The sequence below is a fragment of the Deltaproteobacteria bacterium genome (genome assembly GCA_020845895.1).
Taxonomy (GTDB): Bacteria; Lernaellota; Lernaellaia; order JACKCT01; family JACKCT01; genus JADLEX01.
In genome coordinates this window covers 1-16,745 of record JADLEX010000116.1, presented here as the reverse complement: position 1 = coordinate 16,745, position 16,745 = coordinate 1, and the positions used below count along the sequence as shown (strand labels likewise).

The following is a 16,745-nucleotide window of genomic DNA, read 5'->3' as shown; positions in this document are numbered from 1 at the left end:
TCGCCTCGACGGGCCACTGTCCGCTGATGCCGTACACGCGCACCGGCGTGTCCTGCGCGCTGGCTTCGCAGCGGGCGAGCAGCGCGCCGGTGAGCGCGCCGGTCACGCGGTCGATGTACCAGTTCATCTGTGCGAGCGTGTTCTGCGTTCCGCAAACGCCGGCGGCGTCGTTTCGCGGCGGACTGACGATGAAGAGGCGAATCACGGCGCGAGGATTGCCCTCGGGCGCTTCGACCTCGACGTAGGGTTCGAGCGTGGCATGGGGACGCAGCACATCGGATCCCGCCGCGTCGCCGATCACGAGCCACGCGCGGTGCGGCGAATCGGCATCCGCCTCGCTCCACCGTACGTTCATGTAGTTGCCGCCCTCGATGGCGAGTTGGATTCCCTGCCAGGTCACGTGGCCGAGATGATCGAGATCGCCGCCCGGCGGGGGTTCGATGTCGTCATCGAGATCGTCATCCGCCGTGTCGTCGTCGACCGGTTCGTCCTCGGTCGTTCCGCAGCCGCCCTCGTTGTCGTTCTCGTCGTCGCCGCTGCACGACACCGAGACGACCACGACCGCGAGCGAAATGACGAGGAGGCTCATCGCCACGATGGCCACGATAGCCACGACGCCGGTGAGCCCGAGAAAGGTGATGGCCGCGACGCCGACTTCCGCAACGCCGGCGCGGGAGCGCCGGGGCCTTTTCCGTATTCTCATGAGTCCCTCCAGTCCAATGAAAAAACGCAACGGCTCGCCGCCAACGCGACGCATTCGCCTCCCGGCGATTCCTCAGCGGATATTCATGAAAACGGCTCATCGATCCGGCCCAAATCGGCCCGGCGAAACGGCATGGCACAATCCAATAGATTACTTATCCCACATCGATATCCGTTTCATCAAGACATTTTTTCGTCCGCCTCATCGTCGGGCGATTCCCTGATCGATGCGTCTTTTTCATGCGCGGTTTTGTGCTAGAGTACGTCGCCATTTTTCGAGGGAGAAGACGATGACCGGGATGAAGATGTGGACGGCGATTTTCGCGGCCGTCGCGATGATGTGGGCGGGCGGCGCGCTCGCCGATGACACGATCCGTCTGCGTTCGAGGACGTTCACGCCCGAAGCGACGCGCGACATCGCGACCGACCTGCGCGCGAACGCGGGCGCGCGGATCGTCGTGCAACTCCCCGAAACGCCGAACGAGGCCGCGCGCGACGCGTACCGAGCGGCCGGAATCCACCTGCTGCGTCCGCTGTCGGGCACGGCGTGGCTCGCGCGCATCGAGCCGCGCGACTTCACCGCTAAGTCCGCGCCCGCGGTGCGTTGGGTGGGCCGCCTCGCGGCGGACGACAAGCTGCACGAAAACGTGCGCGCGGGCGTCTTCGGCCCGTGGAGCGTCGCCGAAAACAGCCGCTGCGTGATGTACGTCGGCATGTTCCCCGACGTGAGCGAGGCCGAGGGCCGCGCGCTGCTGGCGGCGTATGGCCGACCGATCGAGCACACGACAGCGACCAACGGCTGGCTCGTCGCCATCGACCCGGTGCGTGTGCGGGAACTGGCGTCGCGCGACGAGGTCGTGTGGATCGAGCAGTCGCTTCCGGCGCTCGAGCCGAACATGGACGTGGCGAAACCCGCGGTGGGCGGCGACGTGGCCAACGAGGACTACGGCGTCAAGGGTGCGGGCATCAAGGTGTTGATCCTCGACGGCGGCACCGTCTACAACGGATTCCATCAGGATCTCGCGGGACGCATCACGGTCATCGGCTTTCCGATTCCCGACATCCTCGTCGGCCACGCGACCAACGTGATGGGCATCGTCGGCGGCAACGGCACGGTGTCGGGCGGTCAGTACGTGGGTATCGCGCCCGAGGCGTCGTTCATCTCGGCGTCGGTTCTGCCGCTCTCCATTCCGCCGCTCTACAACAGCCCGCGGAGCATCGAAAGCCAGTACCGAACCGCCGTGCAGGACCACGGCGCGAACGTGTCGAACAACTCGATCGGCGCGAATCTCGCGCGGTTCGGCACGGCGCTGTGCAACATGGAAGGCGATTACGAGGGTACGGCGCAGCTCATCGACGCGCTGGTGTACGGCAAATACGGCCCGATCACGATCGTGTGGGCGAACGGCAACGAGCGCGGCTACGGCGCGTGCGGCAGCACCTATTCCACCACGCCGCCCCCGGCGCCCGCCAAGAACACCATCGCCGTCGGCGCGGTCAACAAGGACTCGCTCGTGATGACGAGCTTTTCGAGCTACGGCCCGACGGACGACGGCCGCCTGCGCCCCGACGTGAGCGCGCCGGGCTGCGCGACGGACGGCGGTTCGTTCACCGAGGGCATCACGGCGTGCGGACCGGGCGACAACTACATCTCCATGTGCGGCACCAGCCAGGCGAGCCCGGTCGTCGCCGGCGCGGCGGCGCTGGTTCACGAGTACTGGGCGCTGAAAAACGGCGGCGCGCAGCCCTGGACGTCCACGGTGAAGGGCCTCATCATTCACGGCTCGCTCGACGAGGACACCCCGGGCCCGAACTACCGCTACGGCTACGGCGTGCTCCAGATCCCGCCTTCGCTCGATCTCATCGACGAGGCGAATGTCCGTCAGGACGCGATCGATCAGGGCGACGAACTGACGCTCGACTTCGAGGCGACCGGCGGCGAGGTAAAGGCCACGCTCGTCTGGACCGATCCTCCCGGACCGACGATGACCGCCAAGGCGCTCGTGAACGACCTCGATCTTTCCATTGAGGCCGGCGACGCCGACTGGCTGCCGTGGGTGCTCGATCCCGCGAGCCCAGCCGACGACGCCACGCGCGGTGAAAACCACCGCGACCCCGTCGAGCAGGTGCTCGTGGACGAGGCGGCGGACGGCGAGCTCGTGACCGTCGTCGTGCGCGCGTCCGAGGTCCCGATGGGGCCGCAGTCGTTTACGCTCATCGTCTCCGGAGTACGCGAGTCCGATTCGTCCGACGACGACGCGGATGACGACGCCGGGGACGACGACATGGCCGATGACGACATGTCGGACGACGATGCCGCGGCCGACGATGACGACGATGATGATGACGACGACGGGTGCGGTTGCTGAGGAGGCTTGGCCGGGGCATGAATCAGCCCTCGCCCCCGACCCCTCTCCCGTCATGACGGGAGAGGGGAGGCGTCTTCGACCCTTGGGCTCAGACCCGAAGGGAGCGTAACGAGAAGGGGTGAGGGTTCTTCGCGTTCGGCCCTTATCGCCGGTTTCTCCGACGGCGAAAGCGCGTCCGCGCCCGCTCCATGAGCGGCGGTCGGTTGGCGCGGGCGGGGCCCTGCACCGATCGGTACTGCTCGACGCCGATCCAAAAAATCAGGATTCCCACCGCCAGCGCGCTCGACAATTTGGCCATCAGCCGCGCGCGCGTGTCCTCGAAAGCCAGTGTCACCTCGCGCGTTTGGGCGGGCACGTCGATCAGGATCTCCCCCGAGGTCTCGTGCGTGCGCGTGACGAGCACGCGCCGCCCGGCTCTCGCGGTCCAGCCGGGAAAATCGAAGACATGCACCAGCAGCGTAGCCGCACCCGGCGCGTCGATCCGCAGCCGGGAAAACGCGTCGCGACGTTCGACCACCGTCACGTGCGCCTCGCCCGCCGCAACCTCGACGAGGCTCGCAGCCGGGCCCGTAGGTTTGGTCTTCACCGTCACGGGCAGGTAGTCGTCCCGCGCCGTCGACTTGCTCTCGCGCGCCTCGCGCAGCACGCGCGGCGTGAGCAGATCCTGCGCCTGGATCACGTGCGGCTGCCGACGCAGCACGTCGGCGGCGGCGCGATCGACCGTCACCATTCGGTTGGGATCGGCGCGGTCGTGAAACAGATACTTCGCCTCGACATACGGCGAATACGCGAGCGCCGACGCGACGATGAGCGCACCGGACATCGCCCAGCCGCCGTATCGCCCGAGGAGACGATTCGCGAACCATACCGCCGTGCCCGCGAGCGCGGCGAGGCCGATGGACGCGGGAACGAGAAACCGGAACGGAAACTGGACGAAGGGCAGCAGCGGCAGTGCGTTCCAGATCGGTTCGGTGACGCGGTTCGTGAACGCGAGCGCCCCGAGCGCGATGACGACGAGCGCGGCCGCCGCGCGGCGTGAACTCGTCCATTTGCGCGGTCCGAACACGAGGTACGCTAGCCCGGGCGCGAGCAGCAGCAGATGCAAACGCCCGACCTGCGTGCTCATCACGTCGCCGCCGGGATTCATCGGCGATCCGAATCCCCACGCGGGATCGACGAGCCGCGCGAGCGACACGAAGTGCCGCGAAAAGTGGTATTCCCCGGCGATGAGATTCGCCTCGGCGTTGAGGTACGACTTTTCGAGCAGCGCGGGCGCCCAGAAAAACGCCGACGCCGCGATGCCGAGCGCGAGCGCCGCCCACAGTTTGCGCGCCGACGCCCGCTGCCCCACGGCGAGCGTCCACGCCATCAGCACCGGCACGCCCAGCAGCGCACCGATGTTGTGCGACACGCACAGCAAGGCCACGGCGCTCGCGGCCCGCGCGGCGTGAAAGGTCCGCGCGGTGTGCGCGGCGCGCAGGATGAAATACATGGCTAGCGGCAACCAGCCGAACGCCGAGAGTTCGCCGAGCGCCGAGCGCACGTAGAGATCGACGAGCAGGTACGGCGAGAGCATGTAGAGAATCGAGGCCGCCGCCGCCGCCGCGGTGCCCCACAGCTCGCGCACCAGCAGGAACATCCCGATCCCCGCGAGGGCCACGCACGCCGCATACACGCACTTGACGGCCCAGAGCGCGGGCACGCCGAAAAAGCCGAGCCACGCCCCGACGAGGTACACGAACGGCGCGTAGAAGTTGAAAATCGGCGAACCCCGACCGAAGTAAAAATCGGCGATCCAGCGGGGATAGACGTACCCGTCGCTGTACGCTTGGTTCACCTCGATTTGCCGGATGAGGTCGATGTGCGCCGAATGGCCGAAGTGCATGACGGGGTACCAAACGGGCCGCGTCACCGCCGCCGCCACGAGGAGCAAGGCGAAGATCACCGCGGCCTGAACATGGGTCTGCCGCTTTTTCCGCACGATCTTCGTTGTCGTGGAGGTCATGAACGCAATTGACGATCCCGGGCGTGGGCTGTCAAGCGAGGGCGTCGCCGTCGCCGGGACCGCGCGGCCGGACGCGGCGCGCGCGAACCTTCCAGCCGGTGATTTTTTGGAAAAACCCGCATTTTTCGTAAGCTACATTACCAAATAGTGCCGCTGTCCTTTATGGATCGGCCCAAAGCGCTATAAATCGCCGCGTTCGCATTTCCGCGATTTCGCCAGGAGGTCCATGTAATGAAAGCTCGCATCCTGACGCTCGTTCTGCTGGTCGCCGTGGCTGCCTTCGCTCTGATGGTCGCCTGCGGACCGCAGCCCGCGCAGAAGCCGGCCGAACCGCCGAAGACCGAGGCCGCTCCGCCGCCTCCGCCTCCGCCGCCCCCGGCCGCTCCGCCCGCCGAAGCCACGCCGACGCCGGCTCCCGAGGCTGCCGCGCCCGCCGCTCCGGCTGCTCCGGCCGCCGCTGCCCCGGCCGCTCCCGCCGCCCCGGCCGCTCCCGAGAAGAAGTAACCGATACGATCCGATCAGGATCACGCGATCGGGGCCGCCGCGAGGCGGCCTCGATTTTTTCGTGGGGCGAAAGCTTTCGAAAGTGTGCAGGGAGAGAGCTTTCGAAAGTGTGGCGCGGGCGCCCTCGCCCGCGTTGTCGCAATTCGCCTCGGCCGAGGGCGACCGGGCCACAAGACGGGAATCGGAGCACTCGCCATGCGTTGGATGATCGTGGGAGCGGGGGCGATCGGCGCGACGCTCGCCGCCTGGATGGATGACGCCGGGCTCGACGTCACGCTCGTCGCAAGGCCCCGCTCGGCGCTGATCCTCGCGCGCGGCATCCCCGTGCGCGGCGCGTCGGGCACCATTTCCCGCAACGTACGCGTCGTCGCCTCGGTGGCCGAGGCGGGCGACGCCGATTTCGCCATCCTGACTACGAAGTCCGGCGATGTTGCGAGTGCCGCCGAAGACGTGCGCGCGCGCTTCGGACCCGATCTGCCCGCGCTGGCGCTGCAAAACGGCGCGGCGCATCTGACCGTGCTGCCCACGATTCTGCCGCGTACGATCTTCGGCATCGCGGCCTACAATGTATGGTGCGAATCCGACGGCGTTTTCGGCGCGCGCGAGCGCGGCCCCGTCGCGATGGGCGCGACCACTCCCGATCTCGACGCGCTCGTGCGATCGGCCGCGCGGGAACTTGGACGTGCGTTGCCCGTGCGCGTCACCGATCGCATCGTCGACGCGATCCACCACAAGATCGTCGTCAACCTCGCAAACTCGATCACCACGCTCGTCGGCGCGGGGTTCCGCGAGGTGCCCGATCGCGCGGACCTGCGCCGCATGACCACCGCCGTATTGTGGGAGGGCATGCGCGTGATTCGCGGCGCGGGGTATCGCCCGGTGAGCGGCGCGGGCATGCCGCCGCCGGCGATCTTGTGGGCGGGCGCGCGCCTGCCCGACCGCCTTACGCGCCGCCTCATCGAACGCAACATGGGCCGCATGGCCGTGTCGTCGATGGCGCAGGACGTGATCGGTCGCGGCCGCGCAAACACCGAACTCGACGCGATCAACGGTCGCATCGTCGAGCTGGCGCGAGAACACGGCATCGACGCGCCCCTCAACACTGCGCTCTACGATTTGTGCCGCGAAGAATTCGCGAAGGGCGCGGCGTTCGTTCCGTGGAACCCGGCGCGCGCGTGGACGGAAATCCGCGGAAGGGCGGGGGCAATCTAGATCGCCGGGGTAAACTCCCCCGCCCGTGCGGCCCACTGGCGGCGCAACTCGCGCGCGCATTCGCCGTGCTCGCGTTTCGCCGTCTGCTGGTCGGGATGGTGGCGGTAATACGCCCATACGTCGGGCGCGACCTCCATGCGCGCACCCGCGAGATGCAGCCGGCACCACAGGTCGAAATCCTCCGCATGGCCCGCGATGTACCCGCCCAGACGCAGCACCGCGGCGCGGCGCACGCACACCGTGGGATGCGCGATCGCGAAGTCCTGCGCGCCGATGAACCGCGACGTGTCGAAGCGGCGCACCGGCCGCGCGATCTCGCGCCCGCGCTCGTCGCACACAATCATCTGCCCCGCAACGAGCGTCAGGCCGGGTCGCTCCCGCATGATGGCGACCTGCCGCGCGAGCCGCCCGGCGGGCATGACGTCGTCGCCGTCGATGCGGGCGATGAGGTCTGCGCGCGCCACGCGGATGCCGTCGTTCAGCGCCGGACCCACACCGCCGTTTGCGCTTCGGCGGATCACGCGGACGTTGGCCGCACCTTCCCACGCCGCGAGTTCGGCGAGCGTGCCGTCCGCGTCGGTGCCGTCGTCCACGAGCACGATCTCAAACCGCGCGCCCGCCTGCGACGCGACGCTTTCCACGCACTCGCGCAGCCACTCGCCGCGCGTGTTCCACACCGGGATCACCACGCTCACGTCGAGATCGGGATCGCCCGCGCGCACCACGCCGCAGGTCAGACGCACCGCCGTGCGTTCATACGCAATGCGCATGCGACGCACGTCGAACAGCCGCTCGGCGCGCTCGCGGCCCCGGCGCACTAGGGTTTCGCGGAGTTTCGTGTCCGCGCGCAGAGCGAGCGCGGCGTCGATTAGCGCGTCGTCCGTTTCGGCGAGCAGGTCCGCGTCGCCGATCGTCTCGGGCAGTCCCTCCACAGCGCGCGCGACCACGGGCACGCCGCACGCCATCGCCTCGATCGCCGCATACGACACCGACTCGTGCACCGAGGGCACGACGAGCACGGCGAGTTCGCGATACGCACCGGGCATCGCGTCGGGCGGCACATCACCCGCGATTTCGACGCCCGGAATGGCGACGAGCCTCCGCTCGAGGACGCGCGCCTCGGGCCGATCAATGCCGCGCCCGACGAAGCGCCACGTCGCGCCGCGCATGGCTCCCGTCGCCGCCCGCCGTGCCAGCGCGTCGATGAACGACATCGGAATCTTCTCGGGTGAGAGACGGCCGACGATGCCGATGGAGCCCTCACCCCGGCCTTCGGCCACCCCTCTCCCGTCCAACGGGAGAAGGGTAAGACGAGAACTGCCGGTGCCGCTCTCCCCTCTCCCGCCCGGCGGGAGAGGGGCCGGGGGTGAGGGCCGATACTCCTCCAAGTCCACCCCGTGCCGGATGACGCCCGGCCCCGGCCCGCAGATCGGCAACACCTCTGCCGCGCGCGTGGGGTCAACATTTTCGCGCCAGCGATGCTGCGTGCCGAGGATCGCCGCGCCCGTGCGCCGCGCAGCGGCGAGCAGCCAGCCGCCGCTGGGGTGATGGTGATGGACGAGATCGGGCGCGATCACCTCCAGTAGCGCGACCCCGCTCGCCTCGCGCGCGATCGCGTGGACCGTCACGCCCGCGAGCATCGCGTTCCAGAAATCGCCGCCCTCGGGGCAGATCGCGTGAACGTCGGCGTACGCCGTCTGCGACGACGCGAGATCGACGAAAAACCGCTGCGCGCCGCCCGCGGTGAGCGGCCAGGGCATGACGTGCACGATCGTCGCGCGGCGCGAAATCGACGGCCGTGGCGCGTCTTCGCGCGGCAGAACCGGCGAATGCGCGGTGTCGACGTCGCGGCTGCGCCCGGGACGAGAACGAAGGACAGAGGATTCCGGAAAAGACGTCCGTGCCTCGCCGAGCGGCGGTCGTACGGACTGCTTTCGCCAGGGCATGGCGCGGCCCTCGGGCGCGGGGCGGACATCGCCCGCGCTCACCCTTCGCCGCGCGAACGCGCGTTCGGGCCGGGGCGTCAGATTTCGGGGAGCAGATCCTCGATGCGTTCGATCACGCGGTGCGCTTCGCGCAGGTGGTCGCCGTCCAGCGTGCTGCGCACGGCCCACACCGTGCACCCCGCAGTCCGTCCCGAGCGGATACCGTAGGGCGCGTTCTCGATCACCAGGCACTCGCGGGCGTGGAGTTTCAGCAGCCGCGCGGCGGTCATGTACGGCTCGGGGTTCGGCTTGCCGTGCATCACCTCGTCGCCGCACACCGACGCGTCGAAAAATTCCGCCACGCTCGCGGGCAGAATCGCGTTCATCTCGGCGCGGCTCGTGCCCGTGACGAAAGCGAGCGCGAGCCCGGCCCCGCGCGCGGCGGCGAGCACCGCTTCGACACCGGGGAAGAGCTTCGGCGCGGCGGCGATGCGCGCGTAGATCTCCCGCTTGCGTTCGAGCAGTGCGGCGGCGCGGGCGCGCGTCGTCATCATCCCGGCGCTCTTCACGAAATCGCGCGCCGAGACCTCGGCTTTTTCGCCCTCGCGGCGATAGACTTCGTCCTCGGTGATCTCGATGCCCAGCTCCTGCCCGGCGCGCACCCACGCGTCGACGTGCAGGCTCATCGAATCGAGAAGCACCCCGTCCACATCGAAGAGCACCGCGGCGAACTCGTCGCGGATCGGCATGGTCATCCCTCCCGCGCGTCGCAAATCCCGCGCGCGCGAACGCGCCCGTGTATCACACCGAGTGACAGGGCGGGAAGGGACGGGATGGATTTCCCGTCTCCGATGGATTTAGTATGCGATTTGCCATTCGCGTTCGAAGGGGGTTTCACCCATGCTGACACGCCTGAAAGTCCAGGGGTTCAAGAACCTCGTCGACATCGACGTGCGGTTCGGTCCCTTCACTTGCGTCGCGGGGCGAAACGGCGTCGGCAAGTCCAACCTGTTCGACGCGATCCTGTTTCTGTCCGATCTGACCGAGAAATCCCTGATCGAGGCTCTGACCGGCGTTCGCGGCGAGACCCGAGCCAAGGAGGCCGGTCGTGTGTTCAGTCGAGGCACGCATGCGCACGCGGGGAAGATGACATTTGAAGCGGAAATGATCGTCCCCAAATGGGGCGAAGACGATCTGGGCCAAGCCGTCGAGGCGAGTGCGACATTCCTGCGATACTCGTTGGAGATTCGTAGAACCCAGTCCAGCGATGCCGGGGGCGACACCTACGAGATTGCGAGCGAACGACTCGATTACGTCAAGAAGAGTGAGGCGAAGTCCGCTCTGCCGTTCGCGCGCGGATACAAGGAATGGCGCGAATCGGCGTTTCAGGGGCGACGAACGACCCCTTTTATCTCCACACGGGTAAACACCGAGTACGTTCAGGAATTCAAGATTCACGAGGACAGCGGTCATCAGGGACGCGGTTCGAGCTTTCAGTCATCCGGTTTGGCTCGAACGCTTCTGTCCACGATCCGGACGGCAGAATCGCCGACCGCGCTGATGGCAAAGCGCGAGATGCAGTCGTGGAGATTGCTTCAACTGGAGCCGGCCCATTTGCGCACACCCGATGAGTATCGAACGGCCGCGGTGCTGGGACCGGAAGGCCGCGGTCTCGCCGCAACTCTGAACCGTTTGATCTCGTACGGAAAACACAAGACCACGGAGCAATGGGCGGTCCAACAACGACTGGTCAATCGCCTGAAGGAACTGGTCGACGTCGAGAATATCGATGTGGATCGCGACGAGAAACGGGAGCTCTTCACGACGATCGTCACGAATCGAATCGGAACGGTCTTCAGCGCCCGCGAGCTCTCGGACGGCACGCTGCGTTTTCTCGCGCTTGCCGCGTTGGAGCAGGACCCGAAATGGAACGGTCTGCTTTGCATGGAAGAGCCGGAAAATGGCATCCATCCGACGCGGATACCCAGGATCATCGACCTTCTTCGAGGGCTGACGGTCGATCTGGACGCGAAGATTGGCAAAGACAATCCGCTTCGGCAGGTGATCTTGAACACGCACAGTCCGGAAGTGGTCGGCCTTGTCCCATACGACAGCCTTCTCCTCGCCGACACGATTCCGTCGGGCGACGACGCGCGTGTCGAATCGCTCGTGCTCCGACCACTTCGGGACACGTGGCGAACGGCGTCCGACGCCTCCATCCGGCCGGCGACGAAGGGCGATGTCCTAGCAATACTCAATGCCCTTCCGGCAGCTCTGGCGACGGAGGAGGAGCGCGAAGCGGAAGACAGCGACGCTCCCCGGGTGAAACGCGTCGCGAGAAGATCCGACTTTCGGCAATTATCGATGTTCGCGTCTGATGACGGGGGTTGACCCTCGTGTCGTCCATTTACGGAACGCTGATTTCCGATGGAACGAGCGACCGGGCGCTCATTCGCATTCTCGAATGGCTGCTGCGTGAATGTGGTATCGGGAACTCGCGTGTCGAACGATTCGATCCCTCGTTGTTACCCGATCCACCAAAGGCACTAACCGACAAGATCCATTTGGCCGTGGACCTGTACGAATGCGATATCTTATTCGTCCATCGAGACGCGGAAGCGCGGCCGATCGAGGAACGCCTTGACGAGATTCGGCGGGCGGTTCCCGACGGGATGCTGACGCCGCACGTGTGCGTGATCCCCGTTCGCATGTCCGAGGCATGGCTGCTTCTGGACGAGGGCGCCATCCGAAAAGCGGCTGGAAATCCGAAAGGAACGACCGCCCTGAAAATTCCGCACTGGGACCGATGGGAAGAGACGCCGAACCCCAAGGACCTGTTATACGCCGCGCTTCGCGACGCGAGCGGGTTTCGCGGACATCGAAGAAAGAAGTTTCGCCCGTCCATGTGCGTCGAACTCGTTGCGGAAAATGTGAACAGCTTCGATCCGCTTCGAAAGCTCTCCGCGTTTCGCCTTCTTGAATCCGACATCCGCTCGTGGTGGACTGGCCGAAACCCTCCCGCTTCGACGTCGCCGCGCACCGCAAAACCCGCGACATGACCACGCCCAACGTCCTCTACGCCGTCGCCGCGGATTTTGCCGGCGCCGGCATCGGTCGGACCGCGTATCGCGCCGCGCTCGGCCTCGATCGCGCCGGGATGCTCGCGCGCGTCGCGTGCCTGTCCGCAAGGCCATGCGAGATCGAGCCGGCGCGCATCGATGCGTATCCGTTTTTGCCCGACGCGGCGCGCCGCGTCGCCGGCGACAAGCTGTATTACGAGGCGAAAAACCGCGCCTTTGACGCACGGCTGATGCGCGCCATCGGCCGCGCCGAGGGCCTCACGTCGATCCACGTCTGGAACTCGCAGGCGACGGGCGCGATCGCCGAAGCGAAGCGACGCGGGTTGGGCGTGGTGGTCGATCGCGCGAGCACGCACATCCGAACGCAGTCACGCATCCTGCGTGACGCCTACGCGCGTCACGGCATCCGCTACGAGCCCACGCACGATCGCGTCGTGGCGCGGTGCCTGCGCGACTACGATCTCGCCGACCTCGTCACCGTGCCCTCGCCTTTCGCGCACGACAGCTTTCTCGCCGAGGGATTCGACCCCGCGCGGCTCGTGCTCAATCCCTTCGGCGCGAATCTGAACGTCGTCGCGCCGCCGATCGCCGCGCGGCCGGGCCCCTTCACCGTGCTCTTCGTCGGACAGATCGGCGTGCGCAAGGGCGTGCCGGAACTGCTCGCCGCGTGGGAGCGCGCCGCGCTTCCCGATGCGCGCCTCGTGCTCGCGGGCGGCATCGAGCCGATGTCACGACGGATCATCGATCCGGACCGTCCTCGTCCCGGAGTGACCTTCGCGGGATTCGTCGCCGACGTCGGCGCGCTCATGCGCACGGCGCACGTCTTCGCGTTTCCGTCAATCGAGGAAGGCAGTGCACTCGTCACCTACGAGGCCATGGCGCACGGGTTGCCGATGATCGTCACGCCGAACGCGGGCAGCGTGGCGCGCGCCGATGAAGACGCGCTCTTCGTGCCGCCCGGCGACATCGACGCGCTCGCCGACGCGCTGCGACGGCTGCACGACGACGCCGATCTGCGCGATCGCCTTTTACGATCCGCACGGGCGCGCGTGGAACAATTCCCGTGGGCGGCGTACGGCGAGCGCACCGCCGAAACGCATCAGCGGTTGGCGTAGGGACCTGGATCGTTCTGACGGGGAGCGCCGACGCGAGGGCTCACAACCGCACGTCCACTCAGAGCCGCACGACCACGCACTGCGCGAGCCGGTCGTGCCATCCCTGGCGGTCGGGATCGAGCGCGACGGCGATGTGGCCGAGGCCGAAAAAGCACAGGGAGAAGATCGAGGCGACCATGCGCACGAAGGCGCGCGCGTAGCCGACGGATTCGCCTTCGTCCGTCACGACCTTGAGGCCGAAGACCATCATCCCCGGCGTCTGCCCCGAGCTGCCGATAAAGAACGTGACGTAGCACGCGGAGATGAGCAGGAAGAGCAGATAGATCGGTCCGGCGAGCCGCGCGAGCCCTGCGGATCCGAGCGAACTTTCGCCCATGGCGAACGCGCCGACGCCGACGAGCAGGAACCCGCACACGATGATGAGCAGCAGCGCGGTGTCGAGCAGCCCGCCCACCGCGCGCACGATGAGCCCGCCGCGCTCGACGGTGTCCATCGCCGCGATGCGGACCTCGACGTGCCCGGCAGCTCCTCGATCGTCCTCCGCGTCCGTGCGGACCTCGTACTCCTCCTGCACCACTTCGCGGGCGTACGCGGAGCGCAGGTAGGCTGCGTCGGCATCGGGCGCGGGAAAGTCCCGCGCGGGCGCGTCCGGCGCATCGGCGGATCGCGACGGATGGTCGTCCCGCGTCTCCCGCGCGGCCTTTTGCGAAAGGATTTCGATCAGATCCTCGGCGCTTGGAACGGTCTCGACGCGGTGATCCTCGAATTCGACACGCAGCCGCGACTCGTCCACCGCGGCGGGCAGATTTTCGGGCACTTGGAGCGGCGCGAGCCCGGTGTCGCGCGCGGCGTCGGCGATGGCCCTGGCGTGGGCGCGCTGGTCGACCGCCACGCGCTCCGCTTCCACGAGCATCTTCTCGGCCTCGCGCCGTGCCAGTTCGCGCAGCCGCATCGCCTCGGCTTCGGCCTGCTTGCGCACAAGCTCGGCGCTTTCGCGCGCCATGCGCTCCGACTCGGCGCGCATCACTTCGGCTTCGATGCGGGCTTTCTCCTCAGCCTCCCGACGCACCCGTTCGGCGGCTTCACGGGCCGCGCGTTCGGCTTCGATGCGCATCGACTCGGCCTGCGCCTGAGCTTCGTGCTGCGTGCGCTCCAGAATCCGCTCGACCTGCGCCTGAATCGCGCGCTCGCTCTCCTGACGCAGTTTCGCCGTTTCCTCGCGGGCGACGCGCTCGGCCTCCCGGCGCGCGGTGACCTGCGCCTCGCGGCGGATGCGCTCCGAGTCGCGTTCCGCCGTGCGTCGGTCGGTCTCTTCCTTCGCGTGACGACGCTCGTCCTTGCGTTTCGCGAACTCCTGCTGGAGCTTGTCGAAAAGCTGGCCGTGGATGCCGGTGCCCGATTCGGCGGGTGTCGATGACTCGGGCGTGGGGGTCTGTGCGGACGCGGGAGGAGCGGCCTCGGTCTTGATGCCGAGTTTCGCCTTGTACTCGCCCAAATCGTACCCGCAGCGCTTGCAGGTATTCAGGTAGTTGTAGCTGACGAAACCGCACTTGGGGCACTTCATCGCGCCGCCGCCCAATCTGTCGGGATGTGGCGCGAAGTTAAGGGCGAAGCGCTTCGACGGTCAAGCAGGCCGCCGCCCGGTCCTGTGTCTGTCGGAGCGCGGCCCGGCCGCCCTCGGATCGGTAACGCGTTGCCCGTGTCCTGAACCTCATTCGTTCCCGATGTCCTGACGGCTCCCTACCAAAGACCAATCCGCCTTCGCCAAGGCTACGGCGGACAGGCGACCAACAACTAACGCCCAACCCCCCACGCTGGACAAAGCGCGACTGATCGCCTAATCGGGAAAACCCATTGGGAGCGGGAGCGTGCGATGAAAGAACAACTGGCGGCGAAGATCGGCGAGGCGCTCGCGCGCGCGGCGACGAAATGGGGCGTGGACGCGCCCGTGCCCGACGTGCAGATCACGATCCCCAAGCACGCCGATCACGGCGACTACGCCACCAATGTGGCGATGATGTTCGCCAAAACCGTGGGGAAAAACCCGCGCGAAATCGCGACGGCGCTCGTCGAGGAACTCGGCGATGCGGGTGGGCTCGTGCGTCGCGCCGAGATCGCCGGGCCGGGCTTCATCAACTTCTTCGTCAACACCGCGAGCGTCTTCGACGTGGTGCGCCGTATCGAGGCCGAGGGCGAGCAATTCGGTCGAACGTCGGCCGGCGCGGGTCGGCGCGTGCTGGTCGAGTTCGTGTCGGCCAACCCCACGGGCCCTTTGCACATCGGCCACGGGCGCGGGGCGGTGGTGGGCGACGCCCTGGCGAGCCTGCTCGACGCGGCGGGCTTCGCGGTGGAGCGCGAATACTACGTCAACGACGCGGGCCTGCAGATCCAAACCCTCGGCCGATCGACGCTGCTGCGTTACCGGCAACTGATCGACGGCGTGACCGGGCCGCTGGAGCAGGGCCTGTACCAGGGCGATTACATGATTGACCACGCCCGGGCCCTGCGCGCCGAGCGCGGCGACGGTCTGACCGAGGCCGATATTCCGGAGATCTCGCTGTGGACCGGCGGGCGCATCCTGCGCGAGATTCTGGACGACCTCGCGGCGCTCGGCGTGCGTTTCGACCGCTGCTTTTCGGAAAAGACGCTCTACGACGCGGGCACGGTGGACCGCGCACTGCAGACGCTTCGCGACGGCGGATTCGCGTTCGACGAAGAGGGTGCGCTGTGGCTCGACACGGTGCGTTTCGGGGATGAGAAAAACCGCGTGCTCGTGAAGAGCAACGGCGAAAAGACCTATCTCGCGGGGGACGTGGCGTATCACGCGAACAAGATCGACCGGGGATTCGACGAGCTGATCGACATCTGGGGCGCGGATCACCACGGCTACGTGGCGCGGATGAAAGCGGCGATCGCGGCGCTGGGCCGCGACCCGAACGCGCTGTCGGTGTTGCTCATCCAGATGGTGAGCCTGATGCGCGGCGGCGAGCGCGCGAGCATGTCGACGCGCGCCGGCGAGTTCTACACGTTGCAGGAATTGCGCGAAGAGGTCGGCCGCGACTCGACGCGATGGTTTTTTCTGATGCGGCGCTACGACGCGCAGCTCGACTTCGATGTCGATCTCGCCAAGGAGCGCTCGAACAAAAACCCCGTGTTTTACGTGCAATACATGCACGCGCGGATCTGCTCGATCTTCGCCAAGGCCGCCGAGGCGGGCGTCGCGATTCCCAGCGCGGCGGATGCAGATTTCGCCAAACTGACCGCGCCCGAAGAACTGGAGATCGCGCAGCGTCTCGCGGAGCTGCCGAACGTGGTCACGCAGTCGGCGCTCGCGCGCGAGCCGCACAAACTGTCGGTGTATCTGTCCGAACTCGCGGGCCTGTTCCACCCCTACTATTTTCAGCATCGCATCCTGACCGACGACGCGGCGCTGACGGCCGCGCGCCTCGCGCTGTGCGCCGCGGTGAAGCGGGCGACGGCGAACGCGCTGGCGATCCTCGGCATCAACGCGCCGGACGCGATGTAGGAGCGGCGGATACCGGCTGCGAGTGGGTTCATCGTATTTGTCATCCTGAGCGAAGCGAAGGATCTCGCCGTGACGTCCGTGCCGCAAGCGAAAGCGCGCGGGCTACCGCGCGTGGTGCGGGCACCGGAAAAGTGTGGCGCAGGGGCCCCGTCCGCGACGCTCCCGCCGAACTCGCCTGAAGGCTGCGATTGGCGAATCGACTGAGGACAATTCGGTATCGTGTCCCCGGAGTCCCCATCCCCGGAGTCCCCCCCCCGGAGTCCCCCCGGAGTCCCCTCGAACGACTGAGGACAATTCGGTATCGTGT

At 67.3% G+C, this 16,745-nt stretch carries 11 protein-coding genes; 6 read left to right on the top strand and 5 right to left on the bottom strand.

From position 1 onward, the window contains the following. The coding region (locus IT350_15920) for a hypothetical protein (protein MCC6159538.1) at positions 1-703 on the bottom strand (703 nt) is incomplete at its 3' end. A 289-nt stretch (positions 704-992) separates the two neighbouring features. On the opposite strand from IT350_15920, the gene IT350_15915 reads away from it, so the two are divergent. Then, entirely contained in the window at positions 993-3,071 is a 2,079-nt protein-coding gene (locus IT350_15915; GenBank protein ID MCC6159537.1) for a S8 family serine peptidase, read from the top strand. Between the two features lie 142 nt (positions 3,072-3,213). Here the strand turns inward: IT350_15915 and IT350_15910 are convergent, their stop codons facing one another. Beyond that, positions 3,214-5,076 carry a hypothetical protein gene (locus IT350_15910; protein MCC6159536.1) on the bottom strand — a complete coding sequence of 621 codons (1,863 nt, stop codon included), beginning with the start codon at positions 5,074-5,076 and terminating at the stop codon, positions 3,214-3,216. Positions 5,077-5,775: 699 nt separating this feature from the next. On the opposite strand from IT350_15910, the gene IT350_15905 reads away from it, so the two are divergent. Next, the gene (locus IT350_15905) at positions 5,776-6,792 is read left to right on the top strand and encodes a ketopantoate reductase family protein (GenBank protein ID MCC6159535.1); all 1,017 of its coding nucleotides are present in this window, start codon (positions 5,776-5,778) and stop codon (positions 6,790-6,792) included. On the opposite strand, the gene IT350_15900 is transcribed toward IT350_15905, so the two are convergent. Together IT350_15900 and IT350_15895 are read right to left on the bottom strand one after the other, a co-directional pair. Beyond that, entirely contained in the window at positions 6,789-8,561 is a 1,773-nt protein-coding gene (locus tag IT350_15900) for a glycosyltransferase (protein ID MCC6159534.1), read from the bottom strand. The genes IT350_15905 and IT350_15900 overlap by 4 nt on opposite strands. 254 nt (positions 8,562-8,815) lie before the next feature. Next, positions 8,816-9,466, bottom strand: coding sequence for an HAD family phosphatase (locus IT350_15895; protein ID MCC6159533.1), 651 nt, complete (start codon positions 9,464-9,466; stop codon positions 8,816-8,818). Positions 9,467-9,617: 151 nt separating this feature from the next. Between IT350_15895 and IT350_15890 the strand changes: the two genes are divergently transcribed. Genes IT350_15890 through IT350_15880 form a run of 3 tightly spaced genes read left to right on the top strand, consistent with a single transcriptional unit; the run spans position 9,618 to position 12,912 of the window. Then, entirely contained in the window at positions 9,618-11,108 is a 1,491-nt protein-coding gene (locus IT350_15890; GenBank protein ID MCC6159532.1) for an AAA family ATPase, read from the top strand. Between the two features lie 5 nt (positions 11,109-11,113). Then, positions 11,114-11,776 carry a hypothetical protein gene (locus tag IT350_15885; GenBank protein MCC6159531.1) on the top strand — a complete coding sequence of 221 codons (663 nt, stop codon included), beginning with the start codon at positions 11,114-11,116 and terminating at the stop codon, positions 11,774-11,776. Then, positions 11,713-12,912 (top strand): glycosyltransferase family 4 protein, encoded by a 1,200-nt coding sequence (locus tag IT350_15880; GenBank protein ID MCC6159530.1) that lies wholly within the window; start codon positions 11,713-11,715, stop codon positions 12,910-12,912. Before IT350_15885 ends, IT350_15880 begins: the two co-directional genes overlap by 64 nt. 58 nt (positions 12,913-12,970) lie before the next feature. On the opposite strand, the gene IT350_15875 is transcribed toward IT350_15880, so the two are convergent. Further along, positions 12,971-14,476, bottom strand: a complete 1,506-nt coding sequence (locus IT350_15875; protein ID MCC6159529.1) for an RDD family protein — start codon at positions 14,474-14,476, stop codon at positions 12,971-12,973. A 309-nt stretch (positions 14,477-14,785) separates the two neighbouring features. Between IT350_15875 and IT350_15870 the strand changes: the two genes are divergently transcribed. After that, a complete protein-coding gene (locus IT350_15870) occupies positions 14,786-16,438 on the top strand; it encodes an arginine--tRNA ligase (GenBank protein MCC6159528.1) in 1,653 nt (550 codons plus the stop codon). The last annotated feature ends 307 nt before the right edge of the window (positions 16,439-16,745 follow it).